The 21,301-nt window shown below is 73.0% G+C and carries 18 protein-coding genes, 1 tRNA gene and 1 pseudogene; 8 read left to right on the top strand and 12 right to left on the bottom strand.

The features are described 5' to 3' along the window. Positions 1-8 precede the first annotated feature (8 nt). On the bottom strand, positions 9-995 hold the full coding sequence (locus ACIRVK_RS15490; RefSeq protein WP_404247076.1) for a methyltransferase domain-containing protein: 987 nt from the start codon (positions 993-995) through the stop codon (positions 9-11). Between the two features lie 109 nt (positions 996-1,104). On the opposite strand from ACIRVK_RS15490, the gene ACIRVK_RS15495 reads away from it, so the two are divergent. From ACIRVK_RS15495 to ACIRVK_RS15510, 4 genes are all read left to right on the top strand, one after another. Next, positions 1,105-1,509, top strand: coding sequence for a globin (locus tag ACIRVK_RS15495; protein WP_404247078.1), 405 nt, complete (start codon positions 1,105-1,107; stop codon positions 1,507-1,509). A gap of 113 nt (positions 1,510-1,622) precedes the next feature. Then, positions 1,623-4,871 carry an FtsX-like permease family protein gene (locus ACIRVK_RS15500; protein WP_404247080.1) on the top strand — a complete coding sequence of 1,083 codons (3,249 nt, stop codon included), beginning with the start codon at positions 1,623-1,625 and terminating at the stop codon, positions 4,869-4,871. Between the two features lie 60 nt (positions 4,872-4,931). Beyond that, a complete protein-coding gene (locus ACIRVK_RS15505) occupies positions 4,932-7,652 on the top strand; it encodes an ABC transporter permease (RefSeq protein WP_404247082.1) in 2,721 nt (906 codons plus the stop codon). Positions 7,653-7,776: 124 nt separating this feature from the next. Continuing rightward, positions 7,777-8,772, top strand: coding sequence for an ABC transporter ATP-binding protein (locus ACIRVK_RS15510; RefSeq protein WP_404247084.1), 996 nt, complete (start codon positions 7,777-7,779; stop codon positions 8,770-8,772). Here ACIRVK_RS15510 and ACIRVK_RS15515 read toward each other — a convergent pair. The 4 genes from ACIRVK_RS15515 to ACIRVK_RS15530 all read right to left on the bottom strand — a co-directional run bounded on the left by ACIRVK_RS15515 (position 8,759) and on the right by ACIRVK_RS15530 (position 12,045). Continuing rightward, on the bottom strand, positions 8,759-9,436 hold the full coding sequence (locus ACIRVK_RS15515; RefSeq protein ID WP_404247086.1) for a hypothetical protein: 678 nt from the start codon (positions 9,434-9,436) through the stop codon (positions 8,759-8,761). The two genes, ACIRVK_RS15510 and ACIRVK_RS15515, sit on opposite strands and share 14 nt — an antisense overlap. Then, the gene (locus ACIRVK_RS15520; RefSeq protein WP_404247088.1) at positions 9,433-9,840 is read right to left on the bottom strand and encodes an acyl-CoA thioesterase; all 408 of its coding nucleotides are present in this window, start codon (positions 9,838-9,840) and stop codon (positions 9,433-9,435) included. Before ACIRVK_RS15520 ends, ACIRVK_RS15515 begins: the two co-directional genes overlap by 4 nt. Before the next feature lie 6 nt (positions 9,841-9,846). Next, positions 9,847-11,511 (bottom strand): energy-dependent translational throttle protein EttA, encoded by a 1,665-nt coding sequence (ettA, locus tag ACIRVK_RS15525; protein ID WP_404247090.1) that lies wholly within the window; start codon positions 11,509-11,511, stop codon positions 9,847-9,849. Between the two features lie 126 nt (positions 11,512-11,637). Then, positions 11,638-12,045 carry an NUDIX domain-containing protein gene (locus tag ACIRVK_RS15530; RefSeq protein ID WP_404247092.1) on the bottom strand — a complete coding sequence of 136 codons (408 nt, stop codon included), beginning with the start codon at positions 12,043-12,045 and terminating at the stop codon, positions 11,638-11,640. A gap of 139 nt (positions 12,046-12,184) precedes the next feature. Here ACIRVK_RS15530 and ACIRVK_RS15535 point away from each other — a divergent pair. The 3 genes and pseudogenes from ACIRVK_RS15535 to ACIRVK_RS15545 form a co-directional block, all read left to right on the top strand. Further along, positions 12,185-12,280: pseudogene (locus tag ACIRVK_RS15535) on the top strand (alpha/beta fold hydrolase); the annotation flags it as partial. A gap of 184 nt (positions 12,281-12,464) precedes the next feature. Beyond that, a complete protein-coding gene (locus ACIRVK_RS15540; RefSeq protein WP_404247094.1) occupies positions 12,465-12,884 on the top strand; it encodes an alpha/beta fold hydrolase in 420 nt (139 codons plus the stop codon). A 40-nt stretch (positions 12,885-12,924) separates the two neighbouring features. Next, positions 12,925-13,284, top strand: coding sequence for an antibiotic biosynthesis monooxygenase family protein (locus ACIRVK_RS15545; RefSeq protein WP_404247096.1), 360 nt, complete (start codon positions 12,925-12,927; stop codon positions 13,282-13,284). A 5-nt stretch (positions 13,285-13,289) separates the two neighbouring features. Here ACIRVK_RS15545 and ACIRVK_RS15550 read toward each other — a convergent pair whose 3' ends face one another. The 6 genes from ACIRVK_RS15550 to ACIRVK_RS15575 all read right to left on the bottom strand — a co-directional run bounded on the left by ACIRVK_RS15550 (position 13,290) and on the right by ACIRVK_RS15575 (position 19,988). Beyond that, positions 13,290-13,571, bottom strand: a complete 282-nt coding sequence (locus tag ACIRVK_RS15550) for a zinc-ribbon domain-containing protein (RefSeq protein ID WP_404247098.1) — start codon at positions 13,569-13,571, stop codon at positions 13,290-13,292. Between the two features lie 37 nt (positions 13,572-13,608). Beyond that, positions 13,609-13,989, bottom strand: a complete 381-nt coding sequence (locus ACIRVK_RS15555) for a hypothetical protein (RefSeq protein ID WP_404247100.1) — start codon at positions 13,987-13,989, stop codon at positions 13,609-13,611. Between the two features lie 20 nt (positions 13,990-14,009). Beyond that, entirely contained in the window at positions 14,010-15,416 is a 1,407-nt protein-coding gene (locus ACIRVK_RS15560; protein ID WP_404247102.1) for a Cys-Gln thioester bond-forming surface protein, read from the bottom strand. Between the two features lie 287 nt (positions 15,417-15,703). Beyond that, positions 15,704-16,180, bottom strand: a complete 477-nt coding sequence (locus ACIRVK_RS15565; RefSeq protein WP_404247104.1) for a single-stranded DNA-binding protein — start codon at positions 16,178-16,180, stop codon at positions 15,704-15,706. A gap of 259 nt (positions 16,181-16,439) precedes the next feature. Next, on the bottom strand, positions 16,440-18,377 hold the full coding sequence (locus ACIRVK_RS15570) for a YfjP family GTPase (protein WP_404247106.1): 1,938 nt from the start codon (positions 18,375-18,377) through the stop codon (positions 16,440-16,442). Between the two features lie 3 nt (positions 18,378-18,380). Continuing rightward, entirely contained in the window at positions 18,381-19,988 is a 1,608-nt protein-coding gene (locus ACIRVK_RS15575) for a dynamin family protein (protein ID WP_404247108.1), read from the bottom strand. A gap of 320 nt (positions 19,989-20,308) precedes the next feature. On the opposite strand from ACIRVK_RS15575, the gene ACIRVK_RS15580 reads away from it, so the two are divergent. Then, positions 20,309-20,381, top strand: a tRNA-Arg gene (locus ACIRVK_RS15580). Positions 20,382-20,642: 261 nt separating this feature from the next. Here the strand turns inward: ACIRVK_RS15580 and ACIRVK_RS15585 are convergent. Continuing rightward, a complete protein-coding gene (locus ACIRVK_RS15585) occupies positions 20,643-20,885 on the bottom strand; it encodes a hypothetical protein (RefSeq protein ID WP_404247110.1) in 243 nt (80 codons plus the stop codon). Between the last annotated feature and the right edge of the window lie 416 nt (positions 20,886-21,301).

The following is a 21,301-nucleotide window of genomic DNA, read 5'->3' on the forward strand; positions in this document are numbered from 1 at the left end:
CCCGGGCACTAGGACGGGAGGGGCCAGACGTACGGCCCCTCCGGGTCGTCCAGCCACGCCCACTGGCCGCTGTCGGCGACCGTGACGCCGTACCGCTCGCGCGGCGGCCGGTGCTCGCGCTCCCACAGGGCGTACGCCTCCCGCGGGTCGAGGCTGCCGCGGGTCAGGGCGAGCAGGAAGCGGAAGAGTTCGTTGTCCCGCGCCGGCTGCGGGACCCCGCCGAGGCGCGCGGGCTCCGGCTCGGGGCGGCTCACCCCGCGCAGGGGCACGAAGTAGGCGGCGGTGTCCAGGAAGCGGCCCTCGGCATAGCCGGCGTCCCAGACGGCCAGGGCGAGCAGTCCGGTGGCGAGCGGGGCAAGGACGCGGGCGCCGGGGACGCACTGGGCGACCCAGGCGTGCGGAACCGACGTCAGCGCGCAGGTCGCGATGATCCGGTCGAAGGGGGCCCGCTCGGGCACACCGCGCGCGCCGTCACCCGTCATGACCGTCGGATGATGCCCGGCGGCGGCGAGGTGCTGCCGGGCCGCCTCCGTGATGTCCGGGTACAGGTCGACGGTCGTGACCAGGTCGTCGTCGCCGAGCCGGTGGGCCAGCAGGGCCGCGTTGTAGCCGGTGCCGGTACCGACCTCGAGCACCCGGTCGCCGTCCTCGACCCGCAGTTCGGCGAGCATCCGCGCCATCAGCGAGGGCTGGCTGCTGGAGGAGATCAGCTCCCCGTCCCGCAGCCGCGTGGCCAGCGGCACGTCGGCGTAGGCACCGCGCACCCACCGCTCCCGGTTGCGCGGGTCCGGGCTCTGACCCCAGCGCCGCTCGTACCCGCCCCGGACGCCGGCGTAGTAGTACGGCACGAACAGGTGCCGCGGCACCGCCTCGAACGCCTCTCGCCACAGCGGGTCCCCGTCCCAGGCCCCACTGGCCGCGATCTCCCGCACCAGCGCGGCCCGCGCGGACGCGGCGAGCCCCCCCAGGTCCTTGTCGAGTACGTGCGTGCCCATACCTCCACTGTCCTGCCGGACGCGGCCCGGGGCGAGTACCGGAGCCGGCCGGTCCGGTGGTGGTCCTAGGGCTCGGGTCCTGGTTCCCGGCGTCTGAGACCATGGGAACGTGACTGAGATCCGGCGAGGCACGGTTGAGACGCGGACCTTCTACGAGCGGGTCGGTGGGGAGGAGACGTTCCGTCGCCTCGTGCACCGGTTCTACGAGGGTGTGGCCGAGGACCCGGTCCTGCGGCCCATGTACCCCGAGGAGGACCTGGGCCCGGCCGAGGAGCGGCTGACGCTCTTTCTGATCCAGTACTGGGGCGGCCCCACGACCTACAGCGACAACCGCGGCCACCCCCGGCTGCGGATGCGCCACGCCCCTTTCACCGTGAACCGCGAGGCGCACGACGCGTGGCTGCGGCACATGCGCGACGCCCTCGACGACCTCGGTCTGTCCGAGGAGCACGAGGAGGAGCTGTGGCGGTATCTGACCTACGCCGCGGCCTCGATGATCAACACTCCCGACTGAACCCGGTCACAATCCGGTCAAGGTCGATCCACAAGCGCTTACTCATCCGCCTGCCCCTCTGACAGCATCACCCGCAGGTCCGGACCACTTCCGGACGACCACGGGGGGTCGGGGTGACGGCGTTGGCGGCGGTGACGCGTCTCGTCCTGCTGCGTGCCCGCGCGCACCGCCTGCTGCTGGCCGCGGCCCTGCTCACCGTTCTGCTGACCACGGCCGTCCTCGCCGCCCTCACCGCCTACTCCTCCGCGATCGGCGACGCGGCCCTGCGCCACTCGTTACGCAGCCCCCAGAACGCCGCCGACAGCGCGCTGATCGTCAAGGCCGACGTGCCCGCCTCCCGTCGTGGGGCCGCCGACGCCGCCGTACGGCAGGGCGCGCGCCGCACCTTCGAGGGGCTGCCGGTGACCGTGCGGACGCTCGTGCGGTCGGGCCCGTACGCCCTGCCCCGCTCGCTGCAGCCCCCTGCCGCCCGCTCCGGCGACCCTTATCTGACGTACGTCGCGGCGCTGGACGCGACCCAGGTGCGCATCGTCGCCGGCCGGGCCCCCCGGGACACCGCGCACGACGTCGAGGCGGCCCTCCCGCAGACCGCCGCCCGGGCCCTGGGCCTGAGTCCCGGCGCCCGTCTGACCCTCGTCGACCGCCTCGGCGGCCCGCGGCTGCACATCACCCTGACCGGCCTGTACCGGCCGACGGCGGCGAACGCGCCCTACTGGAGGCTGGACGACCTCGGCGGCCGGGGCGTCAGGACCGTCGACTTCACGACCTACGGCCCCCTGCTCGCCGCCCCCGAGGTGCTGGCCGGCGGCCGGGTGAGCGCCGGTCCCTCGGGCTGGCTGGCCTCGGCCGACTTCTCGCAGCTGACCACGGCGGGGATCGGTGACCTGCGCGAGGCGGCCCGCTCCGGCGCCGCGGCCCTGCGCACCAAGTCCGCGCTCAGCGGTTCGACAGCGGCGACCACCGACCTGCCCGAGGTCCTCGACCGGGTGGAGCGCTCGCTGCTCGTGGCCCGTTCGACCCTGCTGATCATCGCCCTGCAGCTCGGACTGCTCGCCGGCTGCGCGCTGCTGCTGGTGGCCCGGCTGCTGAGCGCCGAACGCACCGGTGAGACCCGGGTGCTGCGGGCCCGCGGCGCCTCCCGGGCCCGGATCGCGGGGCTCGCCGCCCTGGAGGCACTGCTGCTGGCGCTGCCCGCGGTGGTGTGCGCGCCGCTGCTGTCGGGGCCGCTGACCCGGTGGCTGGCCGGGCAGGGGGCGCTGGCCCGGATCGGGCTGCGGCTGGACGCGCCGGCCGGCGGGCGGCTCGCGGTGTGGCTGGTGGCCGTGGGCGTGGCCCTGGGGTGCGCGCTGGCGGTGACCTTGCCGGCGCTGACGGCCGAGGGGTTCGGGCCGCGCCGGGCGCGGGTGCTGCCCGGTGCGGTGCGGGCGGGCGCGGACCTGGGGCTGCTTGCGGTGGCGGGGGTGGCGTACTGGCAGTTGGGACGGCAGACGTCGGGCGCGGTGACCGCCGGCCGGTCCGGCACGCTGGGCATCGACCCGCTCCTCGTCGCGGCTCCCGCGCTGGCCCTGCTCGCGGGCACGGTGCTGACCCTGCGCCTGCTGCCCCTGGTGGCGCGGCTCGCCGAGCGCCGGGCGGCCGGCGGGCGTGGGCTGACGGCGGCGCTGGCGGGCTGGCAGCTCAGCCGCCGTCCGATGCGCGGGGCGGGCCCGGTGCTGCTGCTGGTCCTGGCCGTCGCGCTGGGCATGCTGGCCATCGGCCAGGACGCCTCCTGGAGCCGCTCGCAGGGCGACCAGGCCGACTTCGCGGCGGGTGCCCCGATCCGCGTCCTGGCCGCCGGCGAGGACGAGGTGGGCCGCACCGACAGCTACGCGGCCCTGAGCGGCGTACGCGAGGCGGCCCCCGCGGTGCGCACCGAACTCCCGCTCTCCGGCGACCGTACGGCGGCCCTGCTGGCCGTGGACACCGCGCACGCGAAGGACACCCTGCTGCTGCGCCGCGACCTGGCTCCCGAACCGGTACGGCGGCTGCTGGCTCCCCTGGGCCCGAAGTCGTCCTCCGCCGGAGCCCAAGTGCCCGCGGGGACCGCTCGGTTGCGGCTGGCGGCGACCCTGCGCAGCTCGGGTGCCGTGGCCACGCCGGCCGACGTGACGGTGACCCTGGAGGACTCCTACGGCACCCCCTACGCGGTCCCGGCGGGCGAACTCCCCGCCGACGGCCGTCCGCACGTCCTCGAACTCCCCGGGTCCAAGGGGCCGTTGAAGCTGACGGGGGTGCAGCTGGTGGTGCCGGTGCCGTTCGGGAAGCGGGAGCAACAGCGGCTCGTCATCGACGGGTTGACCGCCACGGGAGCGGACGGGACGGAGCGGCGGATCGCGCTGCCGGCCTCCTGGGAGGCCGTCTCGACCACCGACGGGGCGGAGCCGTCACCCGATGCGGGCACCAACCCCACGCCGCCCGAGGTGAGTTCGACGCGTCCGCTCACCGTCGCCTACGGCACGGGGTACGTGCCTGTCGAGGAGACCTGGGTCCTCGCGTCGCTGACGCTACGGCTCCAGGTCGCGCGGCCCGCCCCACCCGAGATCACCGCGCTGGCCACCGACCGCTTCCTCGCCTCGGCCGGCGCGCACCCCGGACAGCGCCTGGACGTGACGTTCGCCGGGCAGACCGTACCGGTGCGGATCGTGCGCGCCGTGCGGCAGTTGCCGACGGCCGGCGACGCCGACGGAGGTGCGCTGCTGATGGACCTGCGGGCGGTGAACCGGGTGCTGCAGGCGCGGTACGGGGTGAGCGTGACGCCCACCGAATGGTGGCTGCGCACCGACGCGGGCGCCTCGGGCCGGGTCGCCGCGGCCCTGCGCGCGCTGCCCGAGCTGGATTCCGGGCAGGTCGTCGTGCGGGACGAGGCCGCCGCGCAGCTGCGGGACGACCCGTTCGGGGCGGGCCCGGAGGCGGCGTTCGCCGCGGCGGCCGAGGTGGCGGCGGCCCTGGCCGCGGTGGGCTTCGCGGTCAGCGCGGCGGGCTCGCTGCGCGAACGGCGCGCGGAACTCGCGCTGCTGCGCGCCCTGGGCGCCCCGCGCCGCCGCCTGGCCCGCATGATCGCCGTCGAGCAAGGGGTGCTGGTGGCACTGGCGTTGGTGGTGGGGACGGCGCTCGGCACGGTGCTGACCCGCGCGGTGATCCCGCTGATCGTCCTGACCACCCGGGCGACCCGCCCGGTGCCGACGGTACTGGTCCGGCTGCCGCTGCCCGAGGTGGCCTCGCTGCTGGCGGCGGTGGCGGTGACGCCGCTGGTGGTGACGGCCGCGCTGGCGGTGCGGCGCGGGGACCCGGTGGTGTCGTTGCGGGAGCAGGGGGGCGAGTGACATGGCGTGGTCGCGGGAAACCGGCGCGCGGGCAGTCCGCTCCGGCGGGCGGTGCGTGACGTGAGCGCGGTGCCTGCTCCCTGGGTCCGTACGCGGCTGCGCTCCGCTCCGCTCGCCTCGCTCGCGCTGGCCCTGCTCGTGGCGTTGACCGCGTGTCTGGCCGCGGCCCTGCCGCGGGCGGTCGACCGGTACGAGGACGCCGGGCTCAGGCGGGCGGTCGAGCGGGCACGGCCGCAGAGCACCAGCGTGGGCCTGTGGGCCCAGGGACCCTCACCGCTCCGGTCGCCCGAACAGCGGGAGCAGGCGCTGCGCCCCGACATCCTCGCCGCGCAGTACGCCGCCGTCCTGCGCGCCCTCCCGCGCCCCCTGGTCGCCGACCGCACGCAGTCGACGTACGGAGTGCGCACCGCCCTGCCGCTGGCCTCCTCGGACCGTTGGCTGCCGCAGCCGAGCGGGCTGCCCGCGCTGTTCTCGCTCGCCGCGCAGAACGGCCTCGGCGCGCACGTCGGGAAGGTCACCGGCCGGCTGCCCCGCGCCAATGCGTCGGTGACGGCCAGGACGCCCCAGGTGGAGGCCGCCGTCACCGAGAGCACGGCCAGGTCGCTGCACATCAAGGTCGGTTCGGTGATCCACGTGCCCGGCCAGGGCCGGCCCGCGCTCGCCGTCCGCGTCACCGGCATCGTCACCCCGCGCGACCCCGACGGCGCCTACTGGGCCACCCAGCCCCTCCTGCGCACCCCCAGCCTGAACCTCGTCCCGGGCGGCCAGGGCGACAAGTACTGGGTGGGCGGGCTGCTGCTGGCACCCGAGGCGGCGCCGGCCCTGCTCGGCACGCCCGCGAACCCCTGGCGCTACTGGCAGCTCGCGCCCGCCGACACCCATCTGCACGCCTACCAGGTGGACCGGCTGAAGTCCGCCGTCGCCTCCCTGGCGGGCGGTCCGGTCCTGCGCGTGATGCGCACGCTGACCGACCCGTCCACGACCGTGAGCACCCACCTCGACCAGGTCCTCGCCGGCTTCACTACCCTGCGCGACGGCGTCCGGCCGCTCGTCGCGGTCGCCGCCTTCGGCACGGGCACGGTCGCCGTCGTGGTCCTGCTGATGGCGGGCGGCCTCGCCGCCGACCGCCGCCGCGCCGAACTGACCCTGCTGCGCGCCCGGGGCGCCTCCCTGCGGGGCCTCGCGGGCCGCCTGCTGGCCGAGACGTCGGTGGCGGCCCTCCCGGCCGGCGCGCTCGGCCTGGGCGTCGCCCTGCTCGCCCTGCCCGGCGCCCGCGCCCGCTACGCCGTCGCGGCTGCCGCCGCGGTCACCCTGCTCGCCTGCGCGACCCTGCCCCTGCGCGCGGCGGCCGCGTACCGCACCGTCCGGACGCACACCGACCGCGCGGACGTCGCCTCCGTACGACCCTCCCGGCGCCGCACGGTCGCCGAACTGACGCTGTTCGTGGTGACCCTGGGCGCGGTGGAGACCCTGCGCCGGCAGGGCGCCGAGGGCGACCAACTGGCCGCCCTGGCCCCGGTGCTGACCGCAGTGGCGGCCGCCCTCCTGCTGATCCGCCTCTACCCCCTGCCGCTGCGCGCCCTGGCCCGCCCGACGGCCCGGCTGCGCGGCACGGTGGCGCACCTGTCGCTGGCCCGGGCGGCCCGCACCTCCGCCTCCGCGGTGCTGCCCCTCCTCGCCCTGCTCACCGCCCTCACCACGGCGGCCTTCGGCGGCTCGGTCCTGGCCGGCGTCCACCAGGCCCGCGACCAGGCGGCCCTCCTCGCCGTCGGCGCCGACGGCCGCGTCGAGACGGCCGAGGGGCCGCTGCCGGCGTCGCTGCCCGACCGGATCGGCCGGACGCCGGGCGTGCGGGGCGTGACCGCGGTGAGCATCGCCTACCAGGCGAGGCCGAACACGACCGACGCGGGAAGCGAGTCGGTGCCGGTGGTGGGCGTGGACCCGCGCGGGTACGCCGAGTTGGCGCACCGAACCGGCCTCGGGGCGTTCAGCGAGGGCGAGTTGAGGGGCCGGTCGGCGAAGGGGACGGCACCCGCGCTGGCCTCCCCGTCGGTCGCGTCGCGCTACGGCCGCGGTCCTCTCCCGTTCCGCCTCGATGACGGCAGCACGATCACCGTCCGCGTCACGGCGGTCCGGTCCCGCACCCCGGCGGTGCTGGGCGAGGACTTCCTGGTCGTGGACCGCGCCGCCCTGTCCCCCGAGGCGGCCCGCCCCACCGCGCTCCTCCTCACCGGGTCCCACCTCGACGGCCCCGCCCTGCGCCGGGTCGCCACCGACGCGCTGCAGGTGCAGCTGCGGTCCGAGGAGCGCGCCGGTTACTCCGACTCGCCCCTCCAGTCCGGCGCGGAACACGTGTACACGGCCGCGGTGGCGGCAGGCGCGGGCTACGCCGTCCTCTCCCTCATGCTCACCCTGTTGCGCACCTCCCCCGAGCGCACCGCCCTCCTCGCCCGGCTGCGAACCATGGGCCTGACCCGGTCCCAGTCCCGCCGCCTGCTGGTCCTGGAGTCCCTGCCCCAGGCGGGCCTGGCGGCGGCCGGTGGCATGCTGACGGGCTGGGCGACGATCCGGCTCCTGTCCCCCGGGCTGGACCTGACCACGATCGCGCTGGCGAGCCGCCCCTCGCCGGACGGTGCCGCGGCGCTTCGCACGGACGCACCGTCCCTGCTGCTGCCGGCGCTGGCGACCGTGCTGGTGACGGTGGGAGTCGCCGGGGTGCAGGCGTGGTGGACGGGGCGGCGGGGAGCTGTCACAGAGTTGCGGGCGGGCGACGCCCGATGAGCGAGCCACGCCGCACCGCGACCCAGCACGAGCACCGCCGCCCACGTCCGTACCGCGGGCCCGAACGCCACGACGGGAACCCGAGCCCGGCCCGTTCCGACGACCCGCTGCCGAGGAGGTCGTGATGACCACGTCCAAGCCCACCCTCGCCGACCTGGCCCAGCGCGCACGGTCGGCCCGCGACCGGCCCACCTACGGCCACGACGCCCTCATCACCTGCGACCGCCTCGTCCGCATCTTCACCACGGACGGCATCGAGGTCCAGGCCCTGCAGGGCCTGGACCTGCTGGTCCGGGAGGGGGAGCTGATGGCCCTGGTGGGCGCGTCCGGCAGCGGCAAGTCCACCCTGATGAACATCCTCGCCGGCCTGGACACCCCCACCGCCGGCGCGGCCCGCGTGGCCGGCCACAACCTCCTCACGATGACCGCGAAGGACCGCCTGACCTACCGCCGCACCACCGTCGGCTTCGTCTGGCAACAGACCGCCCGCAACCTCCTGCCCTACCTCACCGCGGCCCAGAACATCGCCCTGCCCATGCAGCTGAGCGGGGCCCGCAAGCGCCGGGCCCAGTCCGAACGAGCCCTGGAACTCCTCCAGTTGCTGGAGATACCCGACTGCCGGGACCGCCGCCCGCACGAGATGTCCGGAGGTCAGCAGCAACGCGTCGCGATCGCCGTGGCCCTGGCCAACGACCCCGCGGTCCTGCTGGCCGACGAGCCCACCGGCGAACTCGACTCGCACACCGCGGAACAGGTCTTCGCCGCCTTCCGCACCGCGAACGAACGCCTCGGCACCACCATCGTGATCGTCACCCACGACCAGGCCGTGGCCGGCGAGGTCCGCCGCACGGTCGCCATCCGCGACGGCCGCACCTCCACGGAGGTCCTGCGCCGCAGCGAGGTCGACGAGACGACCGGCCACGAGACGGTGGTCGCCCGCGAGTACGCCATGCTGGACCGGGCCGGCCGCCTCCAGCTCCCCGCCGAGTACACGGAGACCCTGGGCATGCGGGACCGCGTGGCCCTCGAACTGGAACCGGACCACATCGCCGTATGGCCGGACGACAGCGGGGAAAGTGAGCGGACCGGTGGCCAGTGCCGCGGCACTAGCGGACGCTGACGTCCAGGGCCCCGAGTCCCGCCTGGCGTACGGCGATCGACCCGTACGGCGTGCGCAGCCGCAGCCACGCGCCGGAGGAGAACACCGCCAGGTCCCGCGCGCTCTGCGTGGGGCGCAGGAACCGCAGTGACTGGGCCGCGTGCACGGCCCGGACCGGAAGGCGCGTGTCGCCGACCGTCCGGGACCAGATCTCCCGCCCGATCCGGTCGAGTTCGGCGCGGGTGCGCCGCTCGGGCGGCAACTCCTCGGTGCGGGAGCGGAATTCGGCGACCGCCGAGGCCAGCGTGGTGAGCAGCGCGTCCGGCGCGGGCAGCCCCGGCTCGGCCCGCCAGCCGCCGCGCGGGGGCAGCACGCCCGCCCACGGCGGCCCGGTCACCGCGGCTGGCACGGCGGCCGTGGCGGCCGGCTCGTCGACGGACTCCAGCAGTTCACCGGCGGACACGGTCACGTCCAGCGTGACGTCCAGCCCGTTCTCGTACGGCTTCGCGAGCCGCGCCGCGCGGATCGCCAGCACCTCGAAGGAGGGCGGCCGCCCGAAGACGGCGAGCGCGGTGCCGGCGGCCTGCAGGCGCACGGCCGCCGCGCGGTCGTAGTGGAGCAGCCGGGAGAGGAAGGCCGCGAGGTCCGCCGCCTCCCCCTCGTCGGCGAGGTGGAGCACCGTCATGCGGCGACGGCCTCGTCGTCGTCCCGGTACTCGGAGAGGAACTCACGCTCCTCGGCGGTGATCCGGCGCGGCCGCTCGTTCTCGAAGTCGAACGGCACGACCACCGTCGAGGCACGTACGTACACCAGGTCGTCGTCCTTCACCTCGTAGGTGATGGTGAAGGACGCGGCCCGGATCTCCGTGACCCACAGCTCGATGTCAACCGGGTGGTGCCGGTGGACGAGCTGCCGCTTGTAGTCGATCTCGTGGCGCGCCACCACCGACCCCTGCTTGAAGTCCTTCTCCGGCCGGAACAGGAAGTCGATGCGGGCTTCCTCCAGGTACCGGACGAAGACGGCGTTGTTGACATGGCCGTAGGCGTCCATGTCGGACCAGCGCAGCGGGCAGCGGTAGATGTGGCGCAAGACCGATCAGCCCCGGGTCAGCTTCTTGTAGGTGGCACGGTGCGGACGCGCCGCGTCCGGGCCGAGCCGCTCGATCTTGTTCTTCTCGTACGACTCGAAGTTGCCCTCGAACCAGAACCACTTGGAGTCGCCCTCGTAGGCGAGGATGTGGGTGGCGACCCGGTCGAGGAACCACCGGTCGTGGGAGACGACCACGGCGCAGCCGGGGAACTCCAGCAGCGCGTTCTCCAGGGAGCTGAGGGTCTCCACGTCGAGGTCGTTGGTCGGCTCGTCGAGGAGCAGCAGGTTGCCGCCCTGCTTGAGGGTGAGCGCGAGGTTGAGCCGGTTGCGCTCACCGCCGGACAGGACACCGGCGGGCTTCTGCTGGTCGGGGCCCTTGAAGCCGAAGGCGGACACGTACGCGCGGCTCGGCATCTCGACCTGACCCACGTTGATGTAGTCCAGCTCGTCGCTGACGACGGCCCACAGGGTCTTCTTCGGGTCGATGTTCTCGCGGCTCTGGTCGACGTACGAGATCTTGACGGTCTCGCCGACCTTGATCGAGCCGGAGTCGGGCTCCTCGAAGCCCTGGATCATCTTGAAGAGGGTGGTCTTGCCGGCACCGTTCGGGCCGATGACGCCGACGATGCCGTTGCGCGGCAGTGTGAAGCTGAGGTCGTCGATGAGGAGCTTCTCGCCGAAGCCCTTGCTGAGGTTGTTCACCTCGACCACGACGCTGCCGAGCCGCGGGCCCGGCGGGATCTGGATCTCCTCGAAGTCCAGCTTCCGCATCTTGTCGGCCTCGGCGGCCATCTCCTCATAGCGCGCGAGTCGCGCCTTGGACTTGGCCTGCCGCCCCTTGGCGTTGGACCGCACCCACTCCAGCTCTTCCTTGAGCCGCTTCTGCCGCTTGGCGTCCTTCTGGCCCTCGACCTTGAGGCGGGTGGCCTTGGTCTCGAGGTACTTGGAGTAGTTGCCCTCGTAGCCGTGCAGACGGCCGCGGTCGACCTCGCAGATCCATCCGGCGACGTTGTCGAGGAAGTACCGGTCGTGGGTCACGGCCACGACGGTGCCCTCGTACTTGGCGAGGTGCTGCTCCAGCCAGTTCACCGACTCGGCGTCGAGGTGGTTGGTGGGCTCGTCGAGGAGCAGCAGGTCGGGGGCCTCAAGCAGCAGCTTGCACAGCGCCACGCGCCGCCTCTCACCACCGGAGAGGGTGGTCACGGGCCAGTCGCCGGGCGGGCACCCGAGCGCGTCCATGGCCTGCTCCAGCTGAGCGTCGAGGTCCCACGCGTTCGCGTGGTCGAGCTCCTCCTGCAGCTTGCCCATCTCGTCGAGCAGCGCGTCGGAGTAGTCGGTCGCCATCAGCTCGGCGATCTCGTTGAACCGGTCGAGCTTGCCCTTGACCTCGGCGACGCCCTCCTGGACGTTCTCCAGGACCGTCCTCTCCTCGTTCAGCGGGGGCTCCTGCAGCAGGATGCCGACGCTGTAACCGGGCGAGAGGAACGCGTCACCGTTCGACGGCTGCTCCAGCCCCGCCATGATCTTCAGCACGGTCGACTTACCGGCACCGTTCGGACCGACGACGCCGATCTTGGCACCCGGGAGGAAGTTCAGGGTGACGTCGTCGAGAATCACCTTGTCGCCGTGCGCCTTGCGCGCCTTGCGCATGGTGTAAATGAACTCAGCCAAGAGAAACCGTCCGGCAGCTTGAAATCTGGCAGTGGGCAGATACACCCCATCTTGCCGTACGGCTACCCCTGGGCGGAAACGCGTTAGGTGCTGGAGCGCTGACCTGCGGTTTCAGTGGTCGCGGGATCAGGGAAGCCGCCCGGACCCGTGGAGTGCGTCGAAGACCATCGCGTCGACGGCCGAGACCCGGTCCCGGTCGGCGTACCGGAACCACGCCTTCTCGGCGATCTCTCTCGCCGGGGTCAGCTCGCCGCGGTGACCGGCGGTGTAGCAGATCATCCTGAAGGGGCCGTGGTCCGGATGACCCTCGCCGATCTCGTACGTGCCGAAGTGGACCATGGAGCCGGCGTCGATCGTCGCCCGGAGTTCCTCGCGGATCTCGCGCACCAGGGTCTCGGGGTCGGACTCGCCCGGCTCTCGATGACCGCCCGGGAGGTAGAAGCGGTCTGTGCCGTGACTACGCGTCACCAGCACCCGGTCGTCCCGGACCAGGATCCACGCCACCTTCTCCGGAACGCCGTCGCCCTTCGCCATGGCTCAGGACGGTATCGGAGGCACCGTCCAGCGCTTTGGGAATCACGCCGGCCGGGTCCCTTACCTCACTGGTAATCGAACGGATCAGCGCGCGCTGCCACAGTTACCTCGCAACGGACATCGAGTCGTCTCACGGAACATGTGGGAGAGCCAGCTGCACTTCTTCCTCGAACAGGGCTACCGCTGCATCCTGCCGGACCGGCGCGGACACGGGCGGTCGGACCGGCCCGTCACCGGCTACGACGTGGACACCCGCACCGATGGCCTGGCCGCCCTGATTCACCCTGGTCGCGCATTCCAGCGGCAACGGCGAGGTGGCCCGCTGTCTGAAGCCGGCACGGCTCCGAGCGGGTGGCACGCGTCGCCATGCTGGCCCCGGCGCTGCCCTACCTGCTGCAGACCGAGGACACCCGACCGGCGTGCCCGCGCCCTTGGTGGAGGCGACGCTGGAGCAGTTGCGCACCGACCGGTCGAAGTGGTTCGCCGACCGGGCGCAGGGCTACTTCGCCACCCACCTGCGGCCAGGTGTCTCGCAGGCCATGATCGACGCGGAGATCCAGCGCTGTCTGTCGGCGGCACCGTATGCGGCGGTGGAGATGCAGCGGCAGGTCTTCAACACCGACCAACGCCCCGACGTCGCGGCGCTGACCGTGCCGACCCTGGTGCTGCACGGTCTGGCGGACCAGTCGATCCCGATCGAGATCTCCAGCCACCACCTGGTGAAGCTCGCGCCGCACCCGGTGTTGAAGGAGTACTGGGACGCCGGGCACGGCCTGTACCTGACGAACCAGAAGGAAGTGAACGTCGAGATCCTCGACTTCATCCGTCGGCGGTCGTAGCTCCGGACCGGCGGGCGTGCCCTGGGCCTACGGTGGCGTCATGAGCGATCATCCCGAAACGCCTGTCACGCCCGTCGAGGCCTTTGAGCCCCCGTACTACCTGGCCGTCTTCAGCACGGTGCGCACCCAGGACCAGAGCGGCTACGGCGAGACCAACGCGCGCATGGAGGAGCTGGTGAAGGACATCCCGGGGTTCCTGGGGATGGACCACGCGCAGACTCCTGGCGGGCTGGGTATCACCGTCGGGTACTTCCGCGACGCGGACGCCCTGGCCGAGTGGCGGTCGCATGCCGAGCACCGCTCGGCGCAGCAGCGCGGGCGGGCCGACTGGTACGAGCGCTACACCCTGCACGTGGCGAAGGTGGAGCGCAGCCACGGGTTCGTGCGGCCGTCGGGCTGAGAGGTTCACGGGTGGGGGTGCTGCTGCGGGCTGCCGTAGGTCGGGGCGGCGGCCGCGGCCTGGGACTGGAGTTGTTCGGCCTGCTCCCTCGTCAGCTTCTGTTCGGCGCCGCAGAAGGTGCACTGCGTGGCGTACTTCGTCGAGATGGGGAACAGCGGCACGAAGAACAGCGTGAACTTCGTGACACGCTTCCTGAGCGTGTGCGCGGCGGGGTTGCCGCAGCTGCCGCACACCAGCGTCAGTATCGCGAGCTGGTACAGGTATCCCTTGGTGCCAAAGATGATCACGAGCTCGGCCCTTCCCGGTCGGTGATGCCCACGCCACTCAATCAGTCTGCGGCGCCCGCCGCGCCAGCAGTACCGCCGTGATCGCCGCCGCCCCCGCCACGGCAGCCCCGGCGGTACGGAACGCCCGCTCGGAGCGCCAGGACAGGACCGACCAGCGGGACTGGGCCGACAGCACGGACCCCGTGCTCAACCAGGATCCAGCGGAGGCCAGCGACAGTGCCGAGCCGATGGAGAAGGCGGACAGCGCGCTGCCGATCGAGCCCAGGGACAGCGCCGAACCGACGGACCCGATGGACAGCACCGAACCGGCGGAGCCGATCGACAGCACCGAGTTCCGCGACCACAGGGACAGCACGGAGCCCGAGGCTGCGGTGTGGCACTGCGTCGTGGACGTCGGCGGGGCGGATGACTTGGTCATGGAGCCATCCTCCCGCGTCCTCACTCCCCCGTGGGCTCGTTCTTCTTTCCCACCAGGACCAGGGCCGCGCCGCCGATCACCACCAGTCCGATGGCGACGCCCGCGATCAGCGGCGTCACGCTGGAGCCGCCGGTCTCGGCGAGGTTGGTGCCACCGGCCGTGCCGCCCACCGTGGCGGGGCTGGGCTCGCTGAGGGTCTGGACCGCCTCGCCGGTCTCGCTGCCCTGTGTCTTGCAGTCGAGGATCCCGGTGAACCGCTGCTGGAAGCCGTTCGGCCCCGTGATGGTGAAGTCGTACGGCTGGTCCTCCTGCAGGGGGATCGTCACCGTGTTCGATCCCGCCGCCGGAATGCTGTAGGTGGCGCCCATCAGCGAGAAGGTGAACGTCTCGTCGCCCTGGTTGGCCGCGGTGACGGCCACGCCGCCCCGGGCGCAGTCCGTCGCCGCGGAGAGGGCAGGTATCGCGCCCTCCCGCGCCCAGTGGGCGCTCGCTGTCGCCGACACCGTCGATTCGCTGGAGCCGGCCAGGATCTGCGTCTGGCTGCGACTGTCCGAGGCGAAGGCCCGGCCGACCGGCACGGTGGTGGAGGCCTGCACGGTCAGCTCGGCGGATCCCGCGGTGGCGGTCAAGGGGACGCGGAAGAAGACCTTGCTGCCGTCGACCGCGGAGGTCAGCGGCTTGCCGTCCCTGCCGACGATCCGCACTCCGGTGGTCGCCGCGTCCGCCGGCGGCGTGAGCGTGACACCGGTCGCGTTGGTGTGCACGGTGACCGGGCCGAGCAGGTCGCCGGGGTGGCCGGAGACCGCGGGCGGGGAGAGGGTCAGCGAGGCCTCGGGCTCGGCCACGGTGACGGCGGCCTTCTGGAGGTAGTCCGCGAGCTTCTCGGCCTGCGGGTCGACCGCGTCGACGTGGGCTCCGTCCGAGTAGCGCCAGATCGCCACCTGGGTACCCGCCGCCGCGTCCTGCTCGGTCAGCCCCGTGGCGCCCGCCTCCGAGGCGAGCGTCGCGAGGTCGTTGACCTGGGGATAGGAGTTCTCCAGGATCCAGCGGATCTTGCCGGCGTTCTTGTTGGCGGCCAGCGACGTCCCGCTCCAGGGCGTCTCGTGGTACTTGGCGTCGCGCTGCGTGGGGCTGTGGAGGTCCACGCAGTACGTCTGCAGGGTGCCGCCCCCGTCGACGGCCATCTCGAACAGGCCGGCCGAGACCTGGACGTCCCCCGAGGGATCGTGAATGACGGCGGCGCCGTACGTCTTGAGGCCGCCTATGGTGGCCGTCGCCCCGGCCTGGCCCGGCGCCGGTTCCTGCGCGGTCGCCGTGCCCGCCCCGGCGAGCGCACCGCCGGCCACGAGCGCGGACAGCAGTGCCGCGGCGGCGAGACGGACCGTCCCTCGCCCGCGCGTCCACCGCGCGGAGAACGAAGCAAACACGAATTCCCCTTCGTGCAGGAACCGTTGACAGGGGGCGTGGTCCCACCAGCAGCATCAGAAGCCCCGCGAGCTATGTCCCGGCATCCTAGGGAAGCCACGCACCATGCCTCCCGGTCATACCGTCACACAAGCCACCCGACTCGGAATCGTTATCGCCAAGACATCACCAAGTCGGCCGGTGAGCAGGGCTTATCGACAAATCAACCGGTCGTCGGGAACGCATTCGCCGATAAGCCCGACAAGCCCGAATAAGCCATAGTCCGGTCAGCTCGGGGCAGTATCTGACATCACGTCACTGCCGCCGGTTCCGGCTCCTGTTGGAGGGACTCCGTGTCCGACTCCCCAGCCGGCGTCTCCCAGTTGGGCTCGTCATCCTGCCGCGTCGCGGCCTCCGTCGCTGTCTCCGCCCTGGCGGGCCGCCGGAAGGCCGACGTACCGCGGGCGAGATCGTGGCCGATCGCCGTCGCGTCGAGGTCGGCCGACGTCCAGTTCTGGCCCTCCCGCACGTCCGAACGGACCTTGAGCCTGCCCTGCACGATGATGGGATCGCCGACATTGAGCGACGCCGCCACGTTGACGGCGAGCTGCCGGTTGGCCCACACCGTGAAGAAGTTGGTGTGGCCGTCGGTCCAGACGTTCTTCTCCCGGTCCAGGTACCGCGCGGTCACCGCGAGCCGGAACCGCGCCGACGGCCCCGAGGCCATGTCCCGGTAGACCGGCCGCGTGGCCACGTTGCCGACGGCGCAGATGATCGTCTCGTTCATCGAGAACCCCTCCCTCGCCCGGCCGCCGGGGCCGGACGGACATGCCGACGGGCCCGTCCCGTACGGCTGCCTCTGCCGCGGCGGTCACGCACCTCGCGCACCGCCACCGCGCCGACCGCGCCCTTCGCGATCGCCGCACCGCCAGACTGCCTCCACCAGGCCGAGCCCGCTGAGCCCTGTGGACGACCCCGCCACCTGTGGAAAACTCCCTCACCCGCACGAGTGAGCCAGCGGCGGACGGTCCCCCGTCACCCCCGTCTCACTTGGCCGCCCCCACCCCCGTGACCTTCCCGTACTGTTCCCGTACCTCCCGGTACCGCAGCAGCTCGGCCGCGACCGCGTCCAGCACCCGGGCCCGGCCGCACCCGGCCGCCGCCTCCCGCAGCCGCCGTTCCGCGTCGGTGCCGTAGCGCCGGGCCGGCCCGCGTGCCGCCATCCGGCAGCTCCACTCGACGATCGGGCCGCCGACGATGCCGGTGACCATCAGCAGCACCGGCACGCCCAGGTTCGGCGACATGAACCCGATGATCTGCGCCAACAGCCACAAGCCACCCACGACCTGAAGGATCGTCATGGACGCCTGCGCCAGGACGGCCACCGGCCACCAGCCCGGTCGCGGCGGCCGGCCCGGGGGCAGTCCGGCCCGCTCGGCCAGTTTGTCGAGCGCCTCGGGCAGCCCCTGGGAGCCGCGTACGGCCGCCTCGCGCACCGCCTGCGCCCACGGCGCCGGCAACCCGGCCGAGGCCCGGTCGGCCAGCGTCCGCACGGCCTGCTCGACACGCTGGCGCGCGGTGACCTCCTCGTCGGGCCGGGCACGCACGGGCAGCCGGGCGGTGGGCGGTTCCAACCGGTCCTGGTACCACCGCCACAGCCGCAGCCAGGGCGTCCCGCACGCACGGTTGGCGTTGCGCAGCCAGGCGCGCTCAGCCGCCTCGCCCGCGGCCGTCGCTCCCACGGCGTCGGCGAGCCGGGCGGCGAACTCGTCCCGCGCCTCCTCGCTCAGCCCGGTCCGCTGCCGGCTGGCGTACACCGGCCACAGACCGGCCGCGGCGGCGTCCACGTCGGCCGAGATCCGGCGCGCGGGGGCTCCGCGTTCCGCCACGAACTGGGCGATCGCCTCGCGCAGTTCGGGGACGCCGTCCCCGGTGAGCGCGGACAGCGCGAGCACGGTGGCGCCCGGTTCGCCGTACTCGCCCAGCGCGATCCCGTCCTCGTCGAGGAGCCGTCGCAGGTCGTCCAGGACCTGCTCCCTGGCCTCGCCGGGCAGCCGGTCGGTCTGGTTGAGGACGACGAACATGACCTCCGCATGTCCCGCCATGGGCCGCAGGTAGCGCTCGTGCAGCACGGCGTCGGCGTACTTCTCGGGGTCGACGACCCAGATGACCGCGTCGACGAGCGCCAGGACGCGGTCCACCTGCTCGCGGTGCTGCACGGCCGCCGAGTCGTGGTCGGGCAGGTCGATGAGGACGAGGCCGCGCAACTGCGCCTCGGCCTCGGCGCTCTGCAGCGGGCGGCGCCTGAGCCGGGGCGGGATGCCGAGCCGTTCGACGAGGCTCGTGCCGCCGTCGCTCCAACTGCAGGCGATGGGCGCCGCCGTGGTGGGCCGGCGTACCCCGGTCTCCGAGATGGGCACCCCGGCGAGCGCGTTGAACAGCTGCGACTTGCCGCTGCCGGTCGCGCCCGCGATGGCGACCACGGTGTGCTGCCCGGAGAGCCTGCGCCGGGCCGCCGCCTCGTCCAGCACCCGCCCGGCGTCGGCGAGGGTGCGGCTGTCGACCCGGGTCCGGGAGAGGCCGACCAGCTCCCGCAGGGCCTCCAGGCGTGACCGGAGGTGGGGGCCGTACGCGAGCGGCTCCGCCTGTTGCGCGCTGCTGGCCCGGGCCTCCACCAGGGCGGTGTGCTCGGCGGCGGCCGCCTCGGTGACGCGACGCGCGATGAGCCCGTCGTCCCAGGGCTTGCCGGGGTCCGCGCGACCTGCCTCGCCGTTGCGGGCGGAGTCGTCGCGGCTGTCCACGCGCGCGTGGTCGTCGTGGGAGCCCCCACGGGCGGTCTCCCCTTCGCCGCTCTTCCCGGAGTGGTCGTGTTCGGAAGCGCTGTCCCCGGGGGTGGCGTTCTCCCGCTCGTCGTCGTCCTTGGGCACTGTGTCCCCCGCGTGGTCGGCGTGCTCGGTGTGGTCCTGGTCAGTGACGGCGGTCACCGGTCACCTCTCCTTCTGCAGTACGGACAGCGCGGCGATGAGCTCCGCCTGCGGCTCGGGGTGGACGTCGAGGGCGTCCAGGGGCGTGAGCCGGCGTTCACGCTCGGCGTGCATCACCCGGTCCAGGTGCTCGGTGAGCAGCCGTCCGCCCCGGTCCCGCAGCCGCAGCGCCCCGTGCGCCCCGATCCGCTCGGCGAGCCCTTCGCCCGCCGAACGCGCCCGGCGCCCGCCCAGCAGCGCGGTCGCCACGAGGGCGGCGACCACCTCGGGATCGGGCGCGAGGGTCCGCTCGAGGCCGCGCACCTCCTCCTCGGCGTACTCCACCAGCTCCCGCCGCCACCGCCGTACGGCCAACCCGATGCGGTGCTCGGCGCTCTGCGGGAACGGATCGCGGTCCGCCAGCTCCGGCGCGGCGGAGGCCGGTTCGCGCCGCCAGGCGTCGTCCACCCGCTCGTCGGCGGCGGTCACCGCGCACAGCAGCAACGCGGCCAGGCTCTCCACGAGCGCGTCGAGGAGTTCACCGGGGGTGCAGTCGAGCGGAAAGGCGCGCCACCGCTTCAGCGCGTCCCCGGCGAGTACGGCCCCTGCCTGCAGCCGTCCCCGCACGCGCGCGTGCTCGCTGTCGTACGCCCCGTTCACGGCCGAGGTGAGCCGCAGCGCCGCCGCGTACTGGGCGGCGGATGCACTGGCGAGTTCGGGCATGCGGGCCTTGAGCGAGTTCAGCACCCCGTACGCGGTACGGGCCAGGGCGTGCTGACGGGCCGCCGGATCCTGCGCCACATGGACGAGCCAGGTGCGCAGGGACGCCACGGCGCTGGCCGGCAGCAGCCCGCCGCCCCAGGCGGACTCGGGCAGTTCGGGCACGGTGAAGCGCGGTACGTCACCGAGGCCGGACTTGGTGAGCAGGGCGGCGTACTGGCGCGAGACCTCGGAGACGACCTGGTGCGGCACCCGGTCCAGCACCGTCACAAGGGTGACGTCGTACTCCTTGGCGGCGCGCAGCATGTGCCAGGGGACGGCGTCGGCGTAACGGGCGGCCGTGGTGACCATCACCCAGATGTCGGCCGCGCAGATGAGTTCGGCGGCCAGGACGCGGTTGTCGGCGACCAGGGAGTCGATGTCGGGGGCGTCGAGGAGGGCGAGGCCGCGGGGCAGGGTGTCGGTGGTCTCGACGCGCAGCACGCGCGCGGGGTCCTCGCCGGGGAGCAACAGGTCCTCCGCCGCCTCCTGGTGAGGCGCCCACACGCGCGTGAGGTCGGGCAGTACGCGCATGCCGCCGAACCAGTGATGGTCCTCCGGGTGGCACACCAGCACCGGCGTGCGGGTGGTCGGGCGCAGCACGCCCGCCTCGCTGACCCGCCGTCCGACAAGGGAGTTGACGAGGGTCGACTTGCCCGCTCCGGTCGATCCCCCGATGACGGCCAGCAGGGGAGCTTCGGGCGCTCTCAGCCGGGGCACCAGGTAGTCGTCGAGCTGCGCGAGCAGTTCGTCGCGGTTGGCACGCGCGCGTGGAGCCCCCGCAAGGGGCAGCGGGAAGCGTGCGGCGGCGACACGGTCGCGCAGGGCGGAGAGTGCGTCGAGCAGCTGAGGCCGTACGTCCAAGGTCACCACATGCGAAGAATGCCCAATTTTAGGGGAATTCTGAAGCATATGAGCATGTCTGCGCGCCGACAGGACACAAGGGATGGAAGGGACGAGTGGGGCACGGGCACAGTCCAGGCATAACGAGTGCACAACACCGGGTGCGCGAGCGGCCAAAAGCGATGCACGATTCGTACCTGCCTGCGATTATCAGGACCGCTTCACTGAACCTCCACATCGAGCCACGGAGGCGAAGCAACAGGGACATGGATGCGGGAGCCCTATCCTTGTCCCCGGCAACGTCACGGATCGGCCCCCACCCGGGCACCCACGACAGAGGCCACACACCGGCCCCCGTAGCTCAGTGGATAGAGCAGGCGCCTTCTAAGCGCTTGGCCGCAGGTTCGAGTCCTGCCGGGGGCGCTCTCGCTACTGTCTGTGTTTTCGCAGGTCAGGTGGGTCGTATGGCCTACCGATGGCGTTTCCTTTGGTGGGGACGCTGTGCGCTGTACCGCAGAGCGCTTCCGACTCTCAGCGGGGTATCGCTGCAGGCAGATGCGGCTTTCAGGGCTTCTGCACGTGCCGCAGGTTCGTGCCGGAGGGGGTGAACTCCAGCAAGCACCTCTCACGTTCGGTAACCACGGCCTGGTCAGAGGGCCTGGCACGCAGCACAGGCTGCGCCGATCAGGCGTCGCGTTCCGGTGGAGGTGCTGCTGTGTGACCGGCCTCGGGCTCCGCCTCGGCTGCCCGACGCTGCTCGGCGGCCCAGACCAGCAGGTCCCGAATCACTGCGGCCTGCGGCCGGGCCAATTCCTTGCCCTCGGGCCCGTCCAGGACACGGATCTCGAAGCGGCAGTCCAGGCGACGTCTCCTACCACTGGTCGCCTCGGCACCGCGCACCCGTCCGCGCTGCCATCGCTGTCCCATACCGGCAGGCTGCCCCAGTTGGCTTGACCGCGGCGATGCGAGGCCGCAAACGACTGCTGTCGGCCCTGGTGCGACCGAGGTCGGCCGAAGTTGGCGCCGAACTGCGCAGCGCAGTTTTCGAGTTTGAGCTCACAAACTGCTGCCCCGGTGCGCACCGAGACGGTCAGCGCGCTGTCAGGTCGCGTCGTCGCCCAGCACCTTGGCCGCCTCGCGCGGATCCATCAGGTTGGACCAGGCCTGCTCGGCGGGCAGCAGGTCCCGTTCGGGCAGGGCGTATTCGGGATACCAGCCGTCTTTGTCGCAGCCCGGGACGTTGCCGAGTGTCGGCGTACGGCCTCTGGTCCCCAGTTGCGTACGGGCGAACGTCCCCGGCGGTTAGGCCACTTCGGTCTCTCGCTCGATGGCCTTGAGGCGGT

Source organism: Streptomyces sp. NPDC101152, assembly GCF_044768275.1.
GTDB lineage: Bacteria > Actinomycetota > Actinomycetes > Streptomycetales > Streptomycetaceae > Streptomyces.